This is a genomic window from Streptomyces sp. NBC_00388 (genome assembly GCF_036061255.1).
GTDB lineage: Bacteria > Actinomycetota > Actinomycetes > Streptomycetales > Streptomycetaceae > Streptomyces.
Genome location: NZ_CP107948.1, coordinates 2,323,112 through 2,343,250, shown reverse-complemented (window position 1 = coordinate 2,343,250; position 20,139 = coordinate 2,323,112). Strand labels below are relative to the sequence as shown.

17 protein-coding genes and 1 pseudogene are annotated in these 20,139 nt (G+C 69.7%); 12 read left to right on the top strand and 6 right to left on the bottom strand.

The features are described from left to right. Nucleotides 1–2: 2 nt before the first annotated feature. Complete coding sequence (locus OG917_RS10690) at nt 3–698, top strand: M24 family metallopeptidase (RefSeq protein WP_328317337.1); 696 nt, start codon at nt 3–5, stop codon at nt 696–698. 107 nt (nt 699–805) lie between these two features. On the opposite strand, the gene OG917_RS10685 is transcribed toward OG917_RS10690, so the two are convergent. The 4 genes and pseudogenes from OG917_RS10685 to OG917_RS10675 all read right to left on the bottom strand — a co-directional run bounded on the left by OG917_RS10685 (nt 806) and on the right by OG917_RS10675 (nt 3,531). Beyond that, nucleotides 806–1,459 (bottom strand): LysR substrate-binding domain-containing protein, encoded by a 654-nt coding sequence (locus OG917_RS10685; RefSeq protein WP_328317336.1) that lies wholly within the window; start codon nt 1,457–1,459, stop codon nt 806–808. 60 nt (nt 1,460–1,519) lie between these two features. Beyond that, nucleotides 1,520–1,726: pseudogene (locus tag OG917_RS30630) on the bottom strand (helix-turn-helix domain-containing protein); the annotation flags it as partial. Nucleotides 1,727–1,859: 133 nt separating this feature from the next. Then, nucleotides 1,860–2,165 carry a helix-turn-helix transcriptional regulator gene (locus OG917_RS10680; RefSeq protein ID WP_328317335.1) on the bottom strand — a complete coding sequence of 102 codons (306 nt, stop codon included), beginning with the start codon at nt 2,163–2,165 and terminating at the stop codon, nt 1,860–1,862. A gap of 490 nt (nt 2,166–2,655) precedes the next feature. Then, complete coding sequence (locus OG917_RS10675) at nt 2,656–3,531, bottom strand: helix-turn-helix transcriptional regulator (RefSeq protein ID WP_328317334.1); 876 nt, start codon at nt 3,529–3,531, stop codon at nt 2,656–2,658. 1,402 nt (nt 3,532–4,933) lie between these two features. Between OG917_RS10675 and OG917_RS10670 the strand changes: the two genes are divergently transcribed. After that, nucleotides 4,934–5,695, top strand: coding sequence for an alpha/beta fold hydrolase (locus tag OG917_RS10670; RefSeq protein ID WP_328317333.1), 762 nt, complete (start codon nt 4,934–4,936; stop codon nt 5,693–5,695). After that, nucleotides 5,692–7,116: an MFS transporter gene (locus OG917_RS10665; RefSeq protein WP_328317332.1), complete on the top strand. Its 1,425-nt coding sequence runs from the start codon at nt 5,692–5,694 to the stop codon at nt 7,114–7,116. Before OG917_RS10670 ends, OG917_RS10665 begins: the two co-directional genes overlap by 4 nt. A 116-nt stretch (nt 7,117–7,232) precedes the next feature. On the opposite strand, the gene OG917_RS10660 is transcribed toward OG917_RS10665, so the two are convergent. Then, complete coding sequence (locus OG917_RS10660; RefSeq protein WP_328317331.1) at nt 7,233–8,495, bottom strand: ATP-grasp domain-containing protein; 1,263 nt, start codon at nt 8,493–8,495, stop codon at nt 7,233–7,235. A gap of 211 nt (nt 8,496–8,706) precedes the next feature. Between OG917_RS10660 and OG917_RS10655 the strand changes: the two genes are divergently transcribed. The 4 genes from OG917_RS10655 (at nt 8,707) to OG917_RS10640 (ending at nt 15,024) form a co-directional block, all read left to right on the top strand. Further along, nucleotides 8,707–9,876, top strand: a complete 1,170-nt coding sequence (locus OG917_RS10655) for an AMP-binding protein (RefSeq protein ID WP_328317330.1) — start codon at nt 8,707–8,709, stop codon at nt 9,874–9,876. Nucleotides 9,877–10,227: 351 nt separating this feature from the next. Continuing rightward, on the top strand, nt 10,228–10,737 hold the full coding sequence (locus OG917_RS10650; protein WP_328317329.1) for a MarR family winged helix-turn-helix transcriptional regulator: 510 nt from the start codon (nt 10,228–10,230) through the stop codon (nt 10,735–10,737). Between the two features lie 293 nt (nt 10,738–11,030). Beyond that, nucleotides 11,031–13,421, top strand: a complete 2,391-nt coding sequence (locus OG917_RS10645) for an MFS transporter (RefSeq protein WP_328317328.1) — start codon at nt 11,031–11,033, stop codon at nt 13,419–13,421. Nucleotides 13,422–13,680: 259 nt separating this feature from the next. Continuing rightward, complete coding sequence (locus tag OG917_RS10640; protein WP_328317327.1) at nt 13,681–15,024, top strand: lipase family protein; 1,344 nt, start codon at nt 13,681–13,683, stop codon at nt 15,022–15,024. A 143-nt stretch (nt 15,025–15,167) separates the two neighbouring features. On the opposite strand, the gene OG917_RS10635 is transcribed toward OG917_RS10640, so the two are convergent. After that, nucleotides 15,168–15,710: a GNAT family N-acetyltransferase gene (locus OG917_RS10635; RefSeq protein ID WP_328317326.1), complete on the bottom strand. Its 543-nt coding sequence runs from the start codon at nt 15,708–15,710 to the stop codon at nt 15,168–15,170. A 363-nt stretch (nt 15,711–16,073) separates the two neighbouring features. On the opposite strand from OG917_RS10635, the gene OG917_RS10630 reads away from it, so the two are divergent. Genes OG917_RS10630 through OG917_RS10610 form a run of 5 tightly spaced genes read left to right on the top strand, consistent with a single transcriptional unit; the run spans nt 16,074 to nt 20,081 of the window. Beyond that, nucleotides 16,074–16,949, top strand: a complete 876-nt coding sequence (locus OG917_RS10630) for an STAS domain-containing protein (RefSeq protein ID WP_328317325.1) — start codon at nt 16,074–16,076, stop codon at nt 16,947–16,949. Then, nucleotides 16,946–17,353: an STAS domain-containing protein gene (locus tag OG917_RS10625; protein WP_328317324.1), complete on the top strand. Its 408-nt coding sequence runs from the start codon at nt 16,946–16,948 to the stop codon at nt 17,351–17,353. Before OG917_RS10630 ends, OG917_RS10625 begins: the two co-directional genes overlap by 4 nt. Continuing rightward, nucleotides 17,337–17,801, top strand: coding sequence for an ATP-binding protein (locus OG917_RS10620; RefSeq protein WP_443058936.1), 465 nt, complete (start codon nt 17,337–17,339; stop codon nt 17,799–17,801). Before OG917_RS10625 ends, OG917_RS10620 begins: the two co-directional genes overlap by 17 nt. Further along, a complete protein-coding gene (locus OG917_RS10615; protein WP_328317323.1) occupies nt 17,798–18,811 on the top strand; it encodes a SpoIIE family protein phosphatase in 1,014 nt (337 codons plus the stop codon). The genes OG917_RS10620 and OG917_RS10615 overlap by 4 nt, the downstream gene beginning before the upstream one ends. Next, on the top strand, nt 18,804–20,081 hold the full coding sequence (locus OG917_RS10610; protein ID WP_328317322.1) for a PP2C family protein-serine/threonine phosphatase: 1,278 nt from the start codon (nt 18,804–18,806) through the stop codon (nt 20,079–20,081). Before OG917_RS10615 ends, OG917_RS10610 begins: the two co-directional genes overlap by 8 nt. Nucleotides 20,082–20,139 lie beyond the last annotated feature (58 nt).

Sequence of the window (20,139 nt, the reverse complement as noted above, 5' to 3'; positions counted from 1 at the left end):
GGATGGACGACACCGAGGCAGGACGCGCGGCGCTCCTCCTGGACGCACAGGACAAGGCGGAGGAACTGTTCGAGGAGATCGGGCGCCGGAAGCTGATCGCCGCCGGAAAGGGCGAGCGGGAACTCAGCGACCAAATCCGGGACCTGGCGCACGAGATGTTCGGCATCGAGCGGTTCTGGCACAAACGCATCGTGCGCGCGGGCCCGAACACCCTGCACCCCTACCGCGTGAACCCACCGGACCGGCTGATCGCCGATGACGACATCGTGTTCTGCGACTTCGGGCCGCTCCTCGAACAGTGGGAGGCTGATTTCGGGCGGACGTACGTGCTCGGTGACGACCCGGTCAAGCACCGTCTCCGCGACGACCTGCCGGTCATCTTCGACGCCGGCCGCCGCTACTTCCACGACCGTCCGGACATCACGGGCGCGCAGCTGTTCGCCGAGACGCAGCGGCTGGCGGGCGAGGCGGGCTGGGAGATCGGGGCGACCCACGCGGGGCACCTGGTGGGGGAGTTCCCGCACGAGCGCATCAACGGCGACGACATCGACTGCTACATCACCACGGGCAGCGACGATCCGATGCGCCGCCCCGACCGCGCCGGGCGTCTCTGCCACTGGATCCTGGAGATCCACCTCGTCGACAGAACCCGGGGATTCGGCGGCTTCCACGAGGAGTTGCTGGACCTCGGACGATGACGCCCGTCCAGCGCGAGGGGGGACGGCGACAGCGAAGTGCCTCACGATCCCGCCGGCCGCCGCGGTCTCCGCGGCGGCCGGCGACCCGGACCATCACGGTGAGCAGGTCAGGCCGCACTCCGGGGTGCCTCTACGGGCTCCTCGACCAGCGGGAACTGGCGGAGCGCCGTCCGGGCGACCAGGAACGCGGCCTCGACCACGTCGGGCGGCGTGCCCGGCGCGTAGATGAAGGAGACCGGCACGGGCCCGGGATGGAAGGGCAGCATGCCTGCGGGGACGGGCGTCAGATTCCACTTCTCGCCGCTGTTGGCGAGCAGGCCGATGACGCCGAGCCCTGCCCGGGTGGCCGCGCGCAGCCCGGCCAGGTCGGGGCCTTCGTAGGCAACGTGCCAGGGGACTCCCTGGCGGTCGAGGGCGCTGACGATGTGGGTGCGCGTATTGCACGGTTCGGCGGGCAGCACCATCGGAATGGAACGGCCGGGGGCCAGGCTCGCGGCGTCGTGTGCGTACCAGGCCAGTTGGAGCGAGCCGAGCGAGCGGCTCCGTTCGCCGCGGGCGTGGCCGATGATGACGGCGACGTCGGTCTCCTGCTCGGCCGTCCGCGCGGCAATGTGCTCGCTCGCCCCGATCCGCGCGGTCAGCGTGACCCGGGGCAGCGTGCGGGTGAGTCCGACGAGCAGGTCCTGGAGCGCGTCTTCCAACTGCTCGGAGACGCCTATGGTGAGGCGGAGGTCGTTTCTTGGCGCAGTCAGCCGGGCCATCGCCTCGTCATTGACAGTGAGGATTTTCCGAGCATAGAAAAGTAATTCCTCACCGGCGTCGCTGAGTTCGAGCCTGCCTCTGGTCCTGACGAATACCGGGCCGTGCAGGACCGCTTCGAGCCGGCGAATATGATAACTTACTGCGGGCTGGGTCAGTGCGAGTGCATCCGCTGCCCGCCGGAAACTTCCCGTTTCCATTATCGTGCTCAGCGTTCGCAGTTGATTCACGTCGAGATTGCGAGACGTGATTGTTCGTTCTGGACTCATAGGTTTCACTTTCGCATTCGGCAATCCGCCTCGAACATCCCCCGAATTGCTCGAACTGAACTTCACGGAGAACGGGTTCGCCCACATTCACGGGCGAGACGCTCATCGAGTGTGTCCTCAGTAATGAGCATGGTCATGTGCGATGCCCTGTCATGGCGGGTTGGCGTGGTGACGGGCATGCGGCGCAGATACGGCTGCGGGCGCCGACTGCGATGCCGAGCTGGAAGCGGTTGTTTATGCCTAACTCGTCCATCATGGAACGGAGCATGTAGGTCACGGTGCGACGGCTGACCCCGAGCTGCCGGGCGGCGCTGGCATCGGTGTGACCGGTGACCAGCAGGGCGATCAGCCTTTCGTGGCGGTTCTCGATCGTCTCACCCGGACTGTACGGAAGTACGGTGATGGCGCGTTGATCTATTTGCTTACAGTTCTCGCACATTACCCGAATCAATCTGAGGTCGTCATATTGGTCGAATGATGAAGGGCACCGGGCCCTGTCCTTTGGGACAGGACGGCCGGACGATCGCGCATGGCGGGCGGGATTACTGCCGGTCCCTGCGGGTTCCGGCCCTGCTGAAAGGCCACTGGGCGGCGAAATGCCTCAGCGAGGGTGGAAGCCGGGGGTGATGGCCGCGCCCGCCTGCATGACGACCACTTCTCGGTCTCCTCGAATAGGACAACGATGTCATGTGGGATCTCTGTACGCGGTGAAATCCGAACGAGACTGCTGTGCGCGGCCCATCCGGAGCGAGTCGGTCTCCCGTGTCAAGTTCTATCGCGCCATTCTTCCGGCTCTCCGACACGGACTGCCATGGCTGGAAAGCTGTATAAGAACGGCGTGGAAGTCGCTTTCCATGGTTGCTCTCCGATGCCGACGGGGCCAGGTGCCATGCGGAACGCTACGGTCGATCGACGGACTCAGCCACTCACTATCGATACGTGGATACGGCATTGCCCCGCACGTTTGAAAGCCTGTTCAACCGCTGTTGGGTGGGTGTGCCCGGAACCGGGTGGAGCGAGAACAGGCGCTGCCGGGACCGCGAACTCATCATCCGTGTGTAGTCGAAGTCCAGACGGCCGACCCGGTCGTCCAGCACGCTCATGATCGGAGCGGGCGCCCCTGAGACCTGGTGCACGTCCCACATCCGGGAGAATTCCGGGCTCGCCGAGCGCAGATCGGCCACCAGCGCTGCCGCGGCCGGGTCGTAGCCCCGCTCGGCCACGATGACGCGCAGGTACGAGACGTAGTCGCGGCCGATGGCCTCCTGGTGCTCCGCCGAGTTCAGTACCGACCGCCGCCAGCGGCCCGAGCCGAACCAGCACCAGATCATGTTCCCCTCCCAGCCGGGCAGGCCTGCGACCTGGCCGAACAGCGAAGTGTGCAGCTCGTTCTGGACCACGACGCCGGCGAGGTCGTCCACGACGAACGCCGGGGATGTCGCCGTCACCGCCCGCATGACCGAAAGGAGTTCGGGGTCGACCACTCCGTCCTGATCCGTGGCCGCGGGCTCGGTGCGACCGGACAGCAGGTACAGGTAGGCACGCTCGTCCGGGGTCAGCAGCAAGGCGCGGGCCAGCCCGGCGAGGATGGCGGCCGACGGCTGCGGGCCACGGCCCTGCTCCAGCCGTTCGTAGTAGGTCGTCGACATGTTCGCCAGGCGTGCCACCTCGTCCCGGCGCAGCCCCGGAGTCCGGCGCCGTTGACCGGTCTGCAGCCCGACCAGCTCGGGTGACAACGCGTCACGTCGTCGGCGCAGAAAATCGGCCAGTGCCTCCCGCGTGGTCGAACCGGTGCTCTCCCCCATCGCCTACACCGCTCCGCGCAGGCCGGACGGCAACCAGTCCGGTAAGGCTTCGGTGTTCATCGCCTCGTGGACGACGCCGGAGCCCCGGGGGGATCCGGCGTCAGGGGGTTGGCGGTGGGGGGTGACGGCCACATTCACTCCTTTGCGGTAGGGGACACCGAGCCTGCCAGTGCGCGTGGAGTTCATGGTCGCGATCTTGGACGCTCGTTCTTCCTGCCGCAAGAGGGGGCGATGGCGCCGTCGGTTGCTCCCGGCTGATGTGATGTGGCCCTGGACCTTGTGCTTATACGCGGGGTCAGGAAACGCTCCGCGAGAGAGGCTACAAGCGTCTCCTGGCTCAACTCGCCTATTACAAAGCTGAGTTGAAGCATGAATTATTTGCCGGCGCGATGTGTCGTCCCCGGAGTGCCGGCGCTCGGGGGAGAGCGCGGTAGCGGTTGATCACGGCAGGACCGGCAGGCAGGTTAAGTGCTTGTAAAGAATCAACGGCCGGCGATAACTGTGGAGGAACACGCTCTGGGTGCAGGCGCCGTGCGGGCCTTCGCGCGCGGAGGCCGGTCCGGCCCGGGCCGGCCGGCGTCACGCTGCGGGAGGAGAGCTCCGGTCCGCAGGCCAACACGCCGGGCACCGGAGGTAGTCGGCGTGTTGGCCGGGGTGCCCCGGCCGTACGGCCGGGGCCCGAGTGGCTGACCGGTAGCCGTGCTGAAATTCCTGGCAGACGGGCGGGCGCACGACGACAGGACGGCCTTGAGCCGGTGCCCGCACCGGTGGCACGGGCATCGCCGCCCCGGCAACAGGCCGGCCCGATGCGGGCGTTGATACCTGGCTAAGGGCTGTCCCGTAATCCCTGGTGGATCAGCGCGGGGCGTCAGATGCGGTGCATCGCAAGGCGGAGGGGCGCTCGCATACTGGATGTATTCGGGCGTTCCGACAACGCAGCGAGGCGCCGTAGCTGTCGTCGTGCGCCCGCCGGGGATTACGGGACAGCCCTCAGTCGTCCGGCGCGGAGCGCCTCCCTCTCGACGACGGTCCACCCCGCCCGCCCCACGCTCTCCCTTGCCCGGCACCCCCGCCGCCCCCTGGCCCGCCCACCCGGAATCCCCCACAAAATCCCAGGCTCGGCCGTAATTCCCCGTCGATAATGCCCGCGACGGAACCTATCCGATTGTTGTCATTTTGGTCAAGGCCTGCCAGGCGGTGACCTGCGTTTATAAAATTTATTAATCGGCACTCCGGGACGCGCGATTGCGAGGCGGTCGAGTATAAGAAAGTTTAATCATCGTCCTGAGCTTGATGCCGCAGGTCGGCCGTATATTTTGACCGACCCACCCGGGGATCGATTGGAGTTTTTACCATGCTCGAAGTAATTCATCATGTCCGGCGCCCCGGTGCCGGTCCGGCCGTGTTGTTCGTCCCGGGCCTGGGAATGACCTCGCACTGTTTCGCGGACATGGCGGCCGGACTCGGCCCCGGCCACGACGTCGTCACCGTGGACCTGCGCGGGCACGGGGCGAGCCCGGAACCCCCGCTCGGCTGGACCCTTGAGGACGCCGCGACCGATCTGGCGCAGGTCATCGAGCAACTCGACCTGCACGACGTCACACTCGTCGGGTGGTCGCTCGGCGCGACCGTCACCTACAACTACCTGGACCAGTACGGGACCGGCCGGGTCTCCCGGCTGGTCTCCGTGGAGATGTCGCCCCACTTGCTGCGGGAGGAGGGCTGGGAGCACGCGGCGTTCGGTGGTCTGGACGCGGCCGGCGCACTGCAGGCGACCCAGCAGCAGTGGACCGACCCGGACGCGTACCTCACCGCGCTGATCGAGAACTGCTTCGCGTCCGGGAGTGAAGCCGAACCCGGCATCCTGCAGCCGCTGCTGGCCGAATCGCTCAAGACGTCGCGGCTTGCCATGCTGGCTCTCTGGGGCGGGGTACTCGCCCAGGACTGGCGCGAGCGGATAGGTGCGCTGACGCTGCCGACCCTGCTGGTGCACGGGGCGAAGAGCCGGATCTTCCCCACCGAGGTCGGCAAGTGGCTGCTGGGCGCATTCCCCGATGCCCGGCTGGAGATGTTCCCGGAGAGCGGCCACGCCCCCTTCATCGAGGAACCGGACCGGTTCGCCCGCGTGCTCCGCGACTTCATGGACGGGACGGCGGGCGCGTGAGGCAGTTGCGCGGCAACCCCTGGGCGACGCTGGTGGTGTTGTCCCTGGGCTACTTCATGACGCTGCTGGACTCGACGATCGTCACCATCGCGATCCCCAGCATCATCGATTCGATGCACGCGACGCTGCCCCAGGTGCTGTGGGCGCTGAACAGCTACATCATCGCCATCACCGTGCTATTGATCACCGCCGGCCGCCTGGGTGACCGGTACGGCCCGCGCCAGATATTCGTCGTGGGTGTCCTGCTCTTCACCGTGGCGAGCCTGCTGTGCGGGCTCGCCACGGTGCCCGGTGTCCTGGTGGGTGCCCGTGTGCTGCAGGGCGCCGGCGCCGCACTGCTCATGCCGCAGAGCGTGACCCTGATCGTGGCCTCCTTCCCGCGCGAGCGGCGCGGCACGGCGCTGGGGGTGTGGGGGGCGATCGGCGGTGTGGCCTCGGTGCTCGGCCCCTCCCTCGGCGGCCTGTTGATCAACGCGGCCGGCTGGCGGTGGATCTTCCTCATCAATCTGCCGATCGGCGTGCTCGTCGTGGTGGCGGGACTGATGATCGTCCCGGACCTGCGGACGGGGCGGCGGCACTCCCTGGACCTGCTCGGCGTCGGTATCGCCTCGGTCGCCCTGGCCTGCTTCGCCTACGCCGTGACCAACGGCGCGGACCACCACTGGGGCCCCCTCGTCTGGGCGCTGCTGCTGGCAGCCGCGCTCTTCGGCGCGGGTTTCACCGTCCGCCAGCGGCACCGCCAGGACAAGGATCCGCTGGTGCCCTTCGCCCTGCTGCGGATCCGCAGCTACACCGTGACGCTCGGGATCGCCGCGGCGATCACCGGTGCCACCTTCGCCATCATGGTGGTGGCCGCGCTGTACTTCCAGGCGGTGCTCGGCCTGAGCGCCTTCCGGGCCGGGGTGATCCTGGCGCCGGCCTCGGCGATGTCCGTACTGGTCGCCCTCGTCGCCGGCCGGCTGGCCGACCGGATCGAGGGACGGTACATCCTGCTGACCGGCATGGTCGTACAGGGCGCCGGCATCCTGTGGACCGCGCTGCTGATGACGGACTCGGTGCACTGGACGGCCTTCCTGGCCCCGATGGCGGTCGTCGGCATGGGCAACGGCTGCTCGATCGCGCCGAGGACGACGGTCGCGATGCGCGATGTCCCCCAGGAACTGACAGGCGCGGCCTCCGGAATCCTGGAGACGATGCGCCAGCTGGGGGCCATGGTCTTCACCGCGGGTGTCGTGGCGCTCATGCAGGGGCTGCCGTCGTTGACGGGCGGCGCTGGTGCGGCGATGCGCGCCGCCGCCGTCCTGCCGGTCGCGGCGCTGGCCATCGGCGCCGTCGCCTGCCTGGCGCTGCCGCGCGAGGCGGCCGAACCCGCCGTGCGCGCCCGGCCGGTGCCGTCCGACCGACGAGGGCGACCGGCCTGAGGGGAGCGGCTCGCCCGGCGGCGAACAGGACTCCGGAGGAGTCCTGTCGTCCCGGTCGCCGGCGCTCCCCTCAGGCCGGGCCAAGGGCTGTCCCGCAATCCCTTGCGGGACAGCCCTCAGCTTCCGGAGCCGCTCTGTCCTGGCGTGTGGTGGAGGAGGAAGGTGATGTTGTCGTGGACGGATGCGTGGTCGCCGGCCGCGAACAGGGCATGGCCTGCGCGCCAGTACCGGATGCGCAGGCCTTCGTATGCGAAGACCTTCGGAGCCCGGCGGCGGTCGAGGTCGATCGAGGTGACGGTCTCGGGGTGCGGGAAGGCGTATGAAGGCCAGGCGAAGGGTGCGCCGGTCGGGCCGTTGAAGAAGCCCACGCCGTAGTGGTCGCCGGTCGGCCGGGGCTGGCCGGGGACGCGGCCGTTGAGCATCGCGTCGAAGTAGGCCTCGTACGGACGTATCTCGTAGGCCGATTCGAGCAGTTCGACCACGCGGTCGCCGGGGTAACGCGTGTGGATCTCGACCAGCTCGATCCGGTCGTCGAGCAGCTTGATCTCGGCGTGCATGGGCGAGGTGACGAAGCCCAGCGCGGACACGACGGCCTGGAGGTACTCCTCGACCTGTGCGGTCCGCTCCTGCGTGTACTTGCTGGGCACCACGTGGCCGACTTCTTCGAAGTGCGGCATACCGGTGTTGACCTTGTCGGTCAGGGCGAACAGCGTGAGCTTGCCGTCCACGACGAGGCCCTCGGCGCTGATCTCGGGGCCCGGCACGTACTCCTCGATGATCACCTCGTGCGTACGGTGGTCCCCGGCGAGGTGGGCCACCCGGACGTCACGCTCGTCGTGGTCGGTCTCGGCCAGGTCGTACGGCTCGAAGACGCGCGCCAGCTCGGAATGGTCGGCGACGAAGGTCACGCCGTGACTGCCGCTGAAAGACCGCGGCTTGACCACCACCGGCGGCTCCAGACCGCCGAGCAGGTTCTCGGGGGAAAGCAGCGAACTCCGGTGGAATCCCACCTGGGTGAGCCCGTGCTCGCGCAGCACCTCGCGAGTCTCCGCCTTGTCCAGGACGCGGGCCTCGACGGCGGACGGGGTGCCGGGGATGCCGAGTTGCTCGCGCACGACCGCCGCGAGCTCCATGGAGAACTCGGTGATGGCGAGGACGGTGGCCGGCTCGGTGTCGCGTACGCAGTCGGCGATGAGGAACGGGTCGAGCGCCTTGACGGCCCGGGTCTCCACGGCGGTCTGTTCGCCGATCTGAGCGAGGGACTCGGGTGTGTCGACGACGAGGAGCGAGGCACCGAGTGTGGCCGCGTCACGGATGGCGTCGTCAAGTTCGTAGACGCTCCACGGGACTCCCACGAGCACGACAGTCTTAGTGTTCATCCGGCTATTTTCCATAGCCAACAGCGCGTCGACAACATCGGATACTTGCAGGAATTGTTATCGGTCGATCAAAAATCATTATTGGACCGCTCCGCCGCAGGTTGCATAAGATTTATTTGACCTAGTGCCACACGGCGTGCGAATTATGCGAATGAATCGACATTGTATTTCGCGCGTGGCCGTGTCCCTTCACCGATGTGCCAGGAGAATCATGATCGGAACCATCGACCGGGAGACCCTGCTCGCTCACGCCCGGATGATCGCCTCGTCCGGCGGGAAGGCAGTCCCCGACGGGGCGAAAGAGCTTTCCGACCTGGAGATCTGTGGTCCTGCCGAGATAACGGCGATGACCAGGGCGGCGGCCGAGCGTGACGGAAGCGTACTCGTGTCCAGCGGCGGCACCACGGGCACCCCGAAGCTGACCTACCTGCCCCACCACATGGCCTTCGACCGGCTCCTGCCGGTCTGGCGCCCGCTGGGCACCGGCGATGTCGTGCTCAACCTCTACGACGCGGGCCGTATGTGGGGCACCCACTATTTCGTCCAGAAGCTCGCCGAGCGCACCGAGTCCACGGTGATCCCTTCGGGGCCGATGACGGCCGAGGAGCTCGAACTCCGGCTTCCGATGCTCCGTGACGTCGGCGTCAGCGCTCTGGCCAGTGTTCCGTCCGTTCTCGCCGACTTCGCCGAGACCGTGCTCAAGACCGGTGTGAAGCCGCCCGTCAAGACCATCATCTGGATGGGTGAGGCATGGACGGAGTCCAAGCGGGAGCTGGTCCGACGGGCCTTTCCCGAGGCGCAGTTGTGGGGCATCTACGGCTCGGTCGAGACCTGGGCGATGGGATCCACCCGGCCGGGGTGCGACGAGACGACGCTGCATCTGCTCGCGGACGAGATCTTCGAGCTGGAAGAAGCGGGTGCGCTGCTGACCCGGGCAGGCGACGGATGGACCGTGCCTGTCGTCCGTTACCGCCTCGGTGACCGCATCGAGGCAGCGGAGTGCCGCTGCGGGCGGGGCGACGCTTTCCGGGTCCTGGGACGTGCTGACGACGGCGTCAGCCTTCTCGGCAATTACGTCAACATCGCGGATATCGTCGATTCCGCCCGGCAGTGCCCGGATGTCGAGGATGCGCAGCTCGTGCTGGTCCGCGACACCGACGCGGCGGACTCGGCGCGTTCGATGACCGTCGAATTCACCGGGACGGCCGCCCCCGAAGCCGTCAGGAGCTGGCTGGCAGGGAGCAACGTCCGGCTCGGCACCGTCGACAGCCAGCACCCCGAGGCGATCTCCGCCCGCCGGGTCGACCGCTTGCGCCGCATCGCGAGGACGAACAAGACGCCGGACGCGGTGTGGCAGGACGCGCTGGGAAGCGGCTCCTAAGGGCTGTCCCGTAATCCCTGGTGGATCTGCGCGGGGCGTCAGATGCGGTGCATCGCAAGGCGGAGGGGCGCTCGCATACTGGATGTATTCGGGCGTTCCGACAACGCGGCGAGGCGCCGTAGCTGTCGTCGTGCGCCCGCCGGGGATTACGGGACAGCTCTTAGGGCGCATCCGCGGGCCCGCGGCGCCCGGAGGGCGGGCCCGCGGCGTCCGGCGCCTGCTCTCGGCGCGCCGGGCGGAGGCTCTCGTACGGTGTACTCGGGCTTCCGTCCGGTGCGGCGCTCCTGCGACGCGCCCGGCCCGCGGTCCCTGCCGATACGATGGGGGCCGTTTGTCCGCAGGGAGTTGAAGATGCCGAGCCGCCGCCCGGAGGGGACCGCCTCCGGCACGTCGTGGAACCAGACGTTCAGCCACTCGATGTGGCGGGCGAACAACTCCGTGCGCCGCGTCCTGAACGAGCGGCTGCGTTCCCTGGACGTCACGATGACGCAGCTCGCGATCGTGATGACGCTCGACGAGTGGGGACCGCTGTCCGGGGCGGATCTGGCCCGGGGACAGGGCATCACACCGCAGAGCGTGACGACGGCGCTCGCCCATCTGGACCGGATCGGATGGATCGAGCGGCATCCTCACGCCGTGCACAAACGGGTCGTGCTGGTCGAGCCGACCGAGGCCGGGCTGCGGGGCATGGCCGAGGGGCGTCAGCTCGTCGAAGCGGTCGTGGAACGGCTCTCCGATGTGGTCGGCGGAGCCGAGGAGCTGGACCGTCTGACGCTCGGCATGCGCCGGATCGCCATCGCTCTCGACGGCCCCGACTCCCCGGCCGCCCGCATGTGGCCCGACCCGCCCGAGGTCCGCTGAGGCCCTCCCCGCCACCGGGTCACGCGACCGGATCCATGACGGCTGCCACCGTCCGCGACCGGCGCACGCACGGCGAACGACCGCCGCCGCCCGCCGCTGACCGGCCGGGCCGCCGGCCCTTCCCCCGCCCCCGGGCGGACTCCTGGCACTCCGCGGCACCGGTGCGCGCACCCGCGCTCCGGCGGGGGAGTCCACCGCGCTGCTCATCACCCGCTCAGTGATCTCAGGCATTTGAGACTATGGCAGGCAACTGATAACTTGACCTCCGCGTTCGATCAGGAGGTCCGTCTCACATGTCCGCGATATCAACCCCCCACCGTGCCGTCGCCCGCCCGGTGCTGACCACCGTGCTGGCATGTCTCGGGATGTTCGCCGCCTACGTACCCATCGGCAGCGTCTCCGTGTCCCTGTCGCGCATCCAGCAGGGGCTCGGTGCCTCCACGTCCGACCTGCAATGGGTCTCCGACGCGTTCATCCTGCCGATGGCCGCGCTGATCCTCACCTTCGGCCTGATCGGTGACCTGTACGGCCGCAAGAAGGCCTATCTCGCGGGCATGCTGCTGTTCGCCGCCGGCTCTGTGATCTCCCTGACCGCGCACAGCGTCGAGCAGGTCTGGGCCGGCCAGGCCGTCGCCGGTGCGGGCGCCGCGGCTCTCGCCTCCTCCACACTCGCCCTGATCAGCCACGCCTACCCGGACTTCCGGGCCCGCGCCAAGGCCATCGCCGCCTGGGCCGCCTCCCTGAGCATCGGTATGGCTCTCGGCCCGGTGATCAGCGGCGTCATCCTGGAACACGCCGGCTGGCGCTGGATCTTCCTGCCGGCCGCCGTCATCACCGCCGTCACCGGCCTGGTGGCCGTGCGGATGCTGGAGGACTCGCGTTCGGCCCACGGCCGCGCCATCGACGTCCCCGGCCAGATCGCCGCGGTGGTCTTCATCGTGGGCCTGATCTACGGCGTGATCGCGGGGGGCGGGGCCGGCGGCTGGGGCCAGACCAAGGTCCTCGTCGCGTTCGCCGCCGCCGCGCTCGGCCTGATCGCCTTCGTCGTCGCCGAACTGCGCTCCGCCTCGCCGATGCTCTCCCTGAAGCTGTTCTCGGTACGCCCCTTCACCGGGGCCGGTGTCGTCAACGCCGTCGTCATGTTCGGGATGATCGGGTCCGTCTTCGTCCTCAGTCTCTTCTTCGGCAGCGTCCAGCGGCTCTCCGTCCTCGACATCGCCTGGCGGATGCTGGTCTTCAACGGCGTCTCCGTCCTGACCGGCCCGCTCGTCGGCCGGCTGATGGGCAGGATCGCCCCCGGTGTGCTCCTGTGCGCCGGCCTGCTCGGCGTCGGCGGCGCCATGCTCTGGCTGACCGGCCTGGAGACCGGTTCCGGGTTCGGGGCGATGGCCGGTCCGCTCGCCCTGTTCGGCCTCGGCATGGGCTTCGTGATGACGCCGATCAGCGCGGTCGCCGTCGGCAGCGTCCCGCATCACCTGGCGGGCATGGCAGGCGCGGGCAACAACACTCTGCGCCAGCTGGGCGGCGCCCTCGGCCCCGCGGTCCTCGGCGCCGTACTCACCAGCCGCCTCGCGTCGGCGCTGCCCGGCCACCTCGCGGACTCGGGGCTGACCGTGGCCGATCAGCGGAGAGTGAGCGAGGCCCTCGCGCAGGGCGGCGTGGGCGCCGCGGGCCACCTCGGGCTCTCTCCCCGGGCGACCGGCCCCGCGCTCGGTGCGATCGGCGCGAGCTTCACCGACGCCGTCCACGTCTGTATGACCGTCGGCGCGATCGGGATGCTGGTGGCCATGATCGCCACGGCCACGCTGATCGGTTTCCGCCGTCCGCGGCCGGCTGCCCCTGCCCCGGTTCCGGAACCGTCGCCCGCGCCCGTCCAGGAAGCAGCCCGCGAAGCGCGAGGAGGCCGGACCGGTCAGGCGCCCGTCCAGGCCGGCCCGGGCATCCACGGACACATCCGCAGTTCCACCGGCGCCTCCCGCCCCACGGTCACCCTGATCTCGCTGACGGGGCGTCAACTGGCCCGGACGGAGGCCCGTTCCGACGGCGGCTACGAGCTCGCCGTGCCCGGCGCCGGCACCTATGTGCTGATCGCCGCAGCCGACGGGCACCAGCCGCAGGCGGCCACCCTCGCCGTCGGCGATGAGCCGCTCGCGTACGACATCGCGCTCTCCGGTGCGTCAGGCCTGAGCGGGACCGTCATCGGCGCGGACGGGCTGCCGCTCGCCGCCATGGTGATCGTGACCGACGCGCGCGGCGAGGTGCTCTGCGCCGGACAGTCCGGCCCGGACGGGGAGTTCACCTTCGGGGAACTGCGCGCCGGTGAGTTCACCGTCGCCGTGAACGCGGCAGGGCACCGGCCGGCCGCCGTACCCGTCACGGTCGGCGACGACGGCCCCGGCCGTGTGGAGATCGCCCTCACCACGGGCGCCCGGCTCCAGGGCGCGATACGTTCCGGCGCGGGCCTGCGTCCCCTGCCGGACGCTCGCGTCACGCTGGTCGACGCGATGGGCAATGTCGCCGCTTCGACCACGACCGGCGCGGACGGTGCGTACGCCTTCGCCGATCTGGACGCCGGTGAGTACTCCGTCATCGCCAGCGGCTACCCGCCCGTCGCCACCGCTCTGCACGTGACGGGCTCCGGTTCCGGCGCCCTCGACATCGAGCTGTCCCATCCGGCGCCCTGAACCCTTCCGGCGGAGCCGGCCGCCGCGTGCCCGCCGGCTCTGCCGGTCTCCGGGCCCCCGGCGCCCCGTTGACCGACGGTGCGGGGGCCGTCCGCGATGAAGGGGTTGTCGGAGAGGTACCGCCGGCACCCGCAGAGTGCGGAAGGCCCTGTCACAACTCTGTTCAAGTTTCATACTAACTGGTAACTTGCGGCGCTGTTACCGCTAGGTAACAGGCATCTGTCATCCCCGTGATCCATGAAACGAATCCGAGGGAACCATGCACCGCATCGCCATTGGGAAGCTGGCAACCGCAGTTGTCGCTGCTCTGACCGTCACCGCTGTTCCAGCTGCCACGGCTGTGGCCGCCCCTTCCGCGTCGTCGACTGTCGCGGCGGACGACTCCTTCTACACCTACGACGGCGGCAAGCCGTTGTCCTCGTACGCGCCGGGCGCCATCCTGAAGACGCGGACGCTGCAGTACCACGTCCTCGGTATCCCGACGCCGGTCAAAGCGACCCAGCTGCTGTTCCGCACGGTCGACGCCCAGGGCCGCCCGTCCGCCGGGGTGACCTCGGTCGTACGCAGCCCCAACGGCGACGGCGGCAAGGCCGTCTCGTACCAGTCGTTCTACGATTCGCTCAACCCCGCGGACTCACCGTCCCGGGCCATCGCGGGTGACGTCTCCCTCGGCGGCCTGATCGCGAACGGCGAGTCCCTCCTCCTGGTGCCGCTGCTGCTGGCGGGCTACAACGTCGTCATACCGGACAGCGAGGGGCAGACCGCCGACTTCGCGGCCGGCCCGGAGTACGGAACGAACACGCTCGACTCGATCCGGGCCGCGAGCCAGTCCCCGGAGACCGGTCTGAACTCCACTACCCGCGTCGGCCTGGCCGGTTACTCGGGCGGTGCCATCGCCACCCACTGGGCGGCCGCGCTCGCGCCGAGCTATGCGCCGGACGTCGACAAGAGGCTGGTGGGCTTCGCCGAAGGCGGGCTGCTCGTCGACCCGGCGCACAACCTCAAGTACATCGGCGGCAGTTCGGTCTGGGCGGGTGTCGCGCCCATGGCCGTCATCGGGGCCGCGCGCTCCTACGACATCGACTTCGCGCCCTACCTGAACAGTTACGGCGCGCAGGTGTTCAAGAAGCTGGAGCACGGGTCGATCATCAACGCGCTGGGGCAGTACCCAGGACTGACGTGGAAGAAGATGGTGAAGCCGGAGTACGCCGACCCGAATTCGGTGCCTCCCTTCGTCGAGGCGGTGAACAAGCTCAACCTGGGCTCGGCCGCCACCCCGGACGCCCCCGGGTTCATCGCGCAGGGCAGCGGGGGAGTTCTGGAGGGCACCCTCAGCAACCTCCCCGGGATCGGGAGGGGTGACGGGGTCATGGTCGCGGGGGACGTGCGCGCGCTGGCCCGGCAGTACTGCGACAAGGGCAACACGGCGATCAAGTACCAGCAGTACGACGCGCTCAGCCATGTCGGCGCCGCTGTGCCGTGGGCGCCCACGGCACTGGGCTGGCTCAATGACAGGTTCGCGGGCAAGACGGCCCCGTCGGACTGCGGCCGGATCCCCGCGGGCAACTCGCTCGCGCCCGAGGTGCCGACCACGGGGAACTGACGCCCCGGGCGCCCTGTGGACGAGGTCCCCGGGGCGCCCGCAATCCAGGCCCGGGATCCAGGCGGGCCTGCCGGACCACCGCGCCGCGTACCGGCGGAGGCTCGCCTCTCTTCCCGGCGACCGCCCCGGTACCGGTACCGTTCTCAGCCTCTCGGGTCCGGCTTCCAGTCCTGGCGGAGGAGGCCGAGCAGCACTTCGTCCAGGAACTCGCCCATGACCCAGGCCGAGGAGCGCAGCACGCCCTCGCGGACGAAGCCGTTGCGCTCGGCCGAGCGCAGCATCGCGGTGTTGTCCGACAGTGTTTCGATCTGGAGCCGCTGCAGGCCCCGCACGACGAATCCGTAGTGGCACAGCACCGCGACCACGTCGGTGCCGTAGCCCTTGCCGCGGGAGGGCGGCAGCAGTCCCAGCCCGATGTGCGCGGACCGGTTGTGGGTGTCGATGTCCCACAGCACCGCGCTGCCGGCCAGTGCGCCGCCGTCCAGCTCCACCACGGAGAACGGGACGTGCCCGTGTTCCTCGTCGTCCACCACGAACTGCGCGGCCTTCGAGCCGGGTGTGACCGGCCGCCACGGCCGGGCACTGGCCCGGGAGGAGGTGACCACGTCGTCGTGGAGCTCGGCCTGCAGTACGGGGACGTCGTCCTCGTGCCGGGCCCTGAGCGCGACCTTGCTGCCTCGTAGCATGCAGGTTTCCTATCGGACCGGGACGGCGGGCGGCAACCGGTTTAGGGTCGTTCCGGCCGGGCCTGACCGGCGCCCCGGGGCCCGGTGTGGGACACCTCACGGCCGGCCGGATTCCGGCGCCGTCCGCGTGCGCCGGCCCGCGTCGCAGTGAGAGCGTGCACTCCGGCCCCCTTCCCGCCGCGTGCCGGACGGGGTGGCCCGTCCCGGATGTGGAGTGGTCCGGCCCGGCTACGTAGGGTTGACAGAGATCGCTAACATTTGTCGAACGACAACAATAGTCCTGGCCTGCGGCAGCCACTCCGACCGCCGGCACGGGGGACCTGCTCCTCGTGGGGCGGGGCCTCGCAAGCGAAGGGTATCTGGATGAGCACGGGCGAAAGCGCAGTGCGGCAGCATGTGAGCAGCGCGTTGCACGACCGCGGCGACAAGGTCGCCGACCGCTGGGTTCAGCTGCAGCTGCAGCAGAGCGAGACCGGCGGTATCGGCGAGGCGGAGCTGCGCGAAGAAGCTGACGCCCTGGTGGCCGCTCTCGCTTCCAGCGTGGACGGCGGGCTGCCTGTGGGCCACGCCGTCGCCGGGGACGCCGAGCTGAACCAGGCGGTGACCGAGTTCTCGCTGCGCAGGGCCCGGGGCGGCGCCTCGCCCACGGCCACGTCCCTGGCGGTGCTGGCGCTCAAGGAGGCGCTGCTGGAATCCGTACAGGAATCGGTGGCGGACTCCCGCACCCTGTACGGGGTCGCCGTGCTGGTCAACCGGCTTCTGGACGCCGCGGGCGCGGTGTCGTTCGAGACCTATGTCGAGGGCCGGGAAGAGATCATCCGGCGGCAGAGCCGGCAGCTGATGGAGCTCTCCACCCCCGTGGTGCGCCTGTGGCGGCACGTGCTCGCCGTTCCGCTGATAGGGACGCTCGACACGGCCCGTACACAAGTGATCATGGAAAACCTGCTGCAGGCGATCCAGGACCACGAGGCGCTCGTCGCCATCATCGACATCACCGCCGTCCCCACGGTCGACACCGCTGTCGCGCAGCATCTGATGCAGACCGTCAACGCGGTGCGGCTCATGGGTGCGGACTGTGTCATCAGCGGTATCCGCCCGCCCATCGCCATGACGATCGCGCAGCTCGGTATCGACCTGTCGACCATCATCACCAAGGCGACGCTCGCCGACGCCCTGTCCGAGGCGATCAGGATCACCGAGGACCCGTCGTCGCCGAACGAAGCGCATGTGGGCCGATGAGTACGCCGACAGCAGGTGTGCCGATCCTGCGGCTGGGGGACGTGCTGGTCACCGGGGTGCTCAACGAGCTGGACGACCGGAGCGCCCGGGCCTTCGCCGACGAGTTGACCGCGCGCATCACCGCGGACGAGGCGCGGGGTGTCCTCATCGACATCTCACGGCTCGAACTCATCGACTCCTTCGTCGCCCGCATGCTGACGGAACTGACCACCATGGCAAGGCTGCTGGGTGCACGCGTGATCGTGGCGGGTATGCGACCCCCTGTGGCGATCACTCTTGTAGAGCTGGGTCTTCAACTGTCCGGGGTCGAGACTGCCCTCAACGCGGAACAGGGCATGGCATCTCTCGGATGGCATCAGAACCGGCAGTTCCCCGAAGGGGCGGCCAGTGACGCTGTCCGCTGAGCACACCAGTGCCCCGGCAACCCGCCACCGCCTCGCGGAGGACGGGACCGGGCCGTCCACATTCCCGGTACGCACGGAGGAGGATCTGCTGGCGACGCGCCACGCCGTGCGCGCCGCCACCCTGGCCGTCGGGTTCGGCATCGTCGACCAGACGCGGGTGGTCACGGCCGCCAGCGAACTGGCCCGCAACGCCTACATTCACGGCGGCGGTGGCACGCTCACCGTCGAGCAGCTCCAGCAGTCCCGGCGGCGGGGTCTGCGGTTGACCATCAGCGATGACGGCCCCGGTATCGGGGACCTTGAGCGCGCGCTCACGGACGGCTACACCACCGGTGCCGGACTGGGCCACGGCCTGGGAGGGGCGCGGCGGTTGATGCACGACTTCGACGTCCGCACCGCGCCGGGCAAGGGCACCACCGTGACGGCCACCCGGTGGATGGCTCCATGACGGCAAACCTCTCGGCGCCGACGGTCCAGATCCGGATCGATCACTACAGCGCCGTCGAGCTGGCCGCCTCGGCGGCCCGCTCGCTCGCCGAGGACTGCGGGCTGCCCGGGGCCATGCCGGAGCAGGCCGCGGTCCTCGCCTCCGAGCTCGCGAGCAACCTCGACAAACACGCGCGGGACGGCACGCTCTACCTCCAGCCGCTGCTCGTCGGCGGAGGCCTGGAGATCCTCGCCGCCGACTCCGGGCCCGGCATCCTCGATCCGCAACGGGCCCTCGCCGACGGCTACACCACGACGGCCACGCTGGGCGCGGGGCTGGGGGCGGTCCGCCGGATAGCGACGGACTTCACCTTCCGCAGTCTGGTCGACACCGGGACGCTGGCCTGTGCCCGGCTCTCCGTACCGGGCACCGAGGGGACCGGCCAGGGTGTCGGCTCCCTCTGTCTGCCGGTCGAGACCGAAAAGGACTGCGGAGACGCCTGCGCGGGCGCCGACACGGCGGGTGCCCGTACGGTCGCCGTCATCGACGGTCTCGGCCACGGCTCCCCGGCGGCCGAGGCGGCGCAGGCGGCGCTGCGCGTGTTCCACCGGGGCCCTGACCGCCCGCTGCCCGATATCCTGACGGGCATGCACCGTGCCCTGCGCCACACCCGCGGCGCGGCCGTCGGCATCATGCGCCTGCGGTCCGGGCAGGCCGAGTACTGCGGTGTCGGCAACGTCCGCGCCGCGGTCCTCTCCTTCGAGGACGTCCACCACCGGCTGAGCGGTCAGCCCGGCGTCGTCGGTCTCACCCTGCCCACCCCGCGGACGCACCGCATCGCTCTGCGGCCCGGGGCCACGGCCGTGCTCCACTCCGACGGCATCGACGAGCGCTGGACGCACGCCGCCTCCCCCTTCCTGCTGCGTCTCCCGCCCGGCCTGCTGGCCGTGGCCCTGGCGCACGACCACCGGCGAATCCGCGACGACGCCTGCGCCGTTGTCGCCAAAGCCCCCGGAATCCCTCATGTCTGACACCTACACAGCACTGCCGCCGCTGCGCCGTGCCGTACGCCGGCTGGCGGCGGCGCACCAGCTCCCCGTCGAGGTGAGGGCCCGGCTGGTGCTGTCCGTGACGCTCCTCGCCGGGCAGGAGATCCAGGGCGGGAGCGCCATCAGCCTCGGCAGCTCCTACGAAAGCGACCCCGACGACGAGACGGTCCTGCTGGCCGTCACCCTCGGCCACTCCCGGGCGCGTGACCCGCTCGCCCTCGGAGATCTGCCGCTGCCCGCCGAGGCGGTCTCCGACAGCGCCACCACCTGGCACGTCCCCCTCGCCGGAGCGGGAGGGGTGCCGGCGGCGAGGTCCTCCTCCCGGCCGGCCGCGGCGCCGCAGCACGCGACCGATCACGACGCCATGGAGGAGGAGCTGCGTGCCGCTCTCGCCCGAGCGGATGCCTTCGAGGCCGAACACCGGCGGCTGAAGCACGAGCTCGCCGAGACCAACAGCGGTGTCCTCGCCCTCTACGTGCAGCTCGAAGAGCGCGACGAGCAGCTCCGCAGGGCCCACGGACGGATACTCCAGGAGCTGGAGGACGCGCTCCGCCCGCAGCCCATCCAGGTCGAGGGCCTCGAACTCGCCGTCCACTACGAACCGGCGGACACCGGCGCCCCCACCGGCGGGGACTTCTACGACTGGCTCGCCCTGCCCGACGGCACCGTCCACATCACCGTCGTGGACGCCCTCGGACACGGCATCACCAGCACCCGCAGCGCGCTGAACGTCACCCATGCCGTACGTACGCTCGCCCTTGAGGGGCACCCTCTCGAATCGATCATCGCGCGCACCAACGAGATCCTCATGCCGCTGGACCGCGAGCTGATGGCCACGGTGCTCCTGGCCCGGCTCGACCCCGCGACGGGGGCACTCCAGCTGGCGAACGGCAGCCATCCGCCGGCCCTGCTCGTACGGCCCGACGGCACGTCCGAGTACCTCGAAGCCCGCGGTCGGGGCATCGGTTACCCCTTGCCCGGCAGCGAGCACATCCTGCACGCCCATCTCGACCCGGGCGATCTGCTCGTCCTCTACACCGATGGGCTCACCGAGAGCCGGAGGGATCCGCTGGAGGGCGAGGCCCGGCTCCGCGCCTCCGCGGGGCGGCACCTGGAGAAGCCCATAGCGGAGATTCCCGGAGCCATCGCGGGCGACATGCTCACTGTCGTCCTCCACCCCGACGACACGCTGGCCCTCACCGCGCGGATCAGCGCTCCGGGCATCAAGGACGAGCCGCAGCCGGGCAGCTGACCCGGCACCGGCGCATGCCGCCGGGGGCTCCGGCCACCCCGGCGGCTCTGTAGCGTCG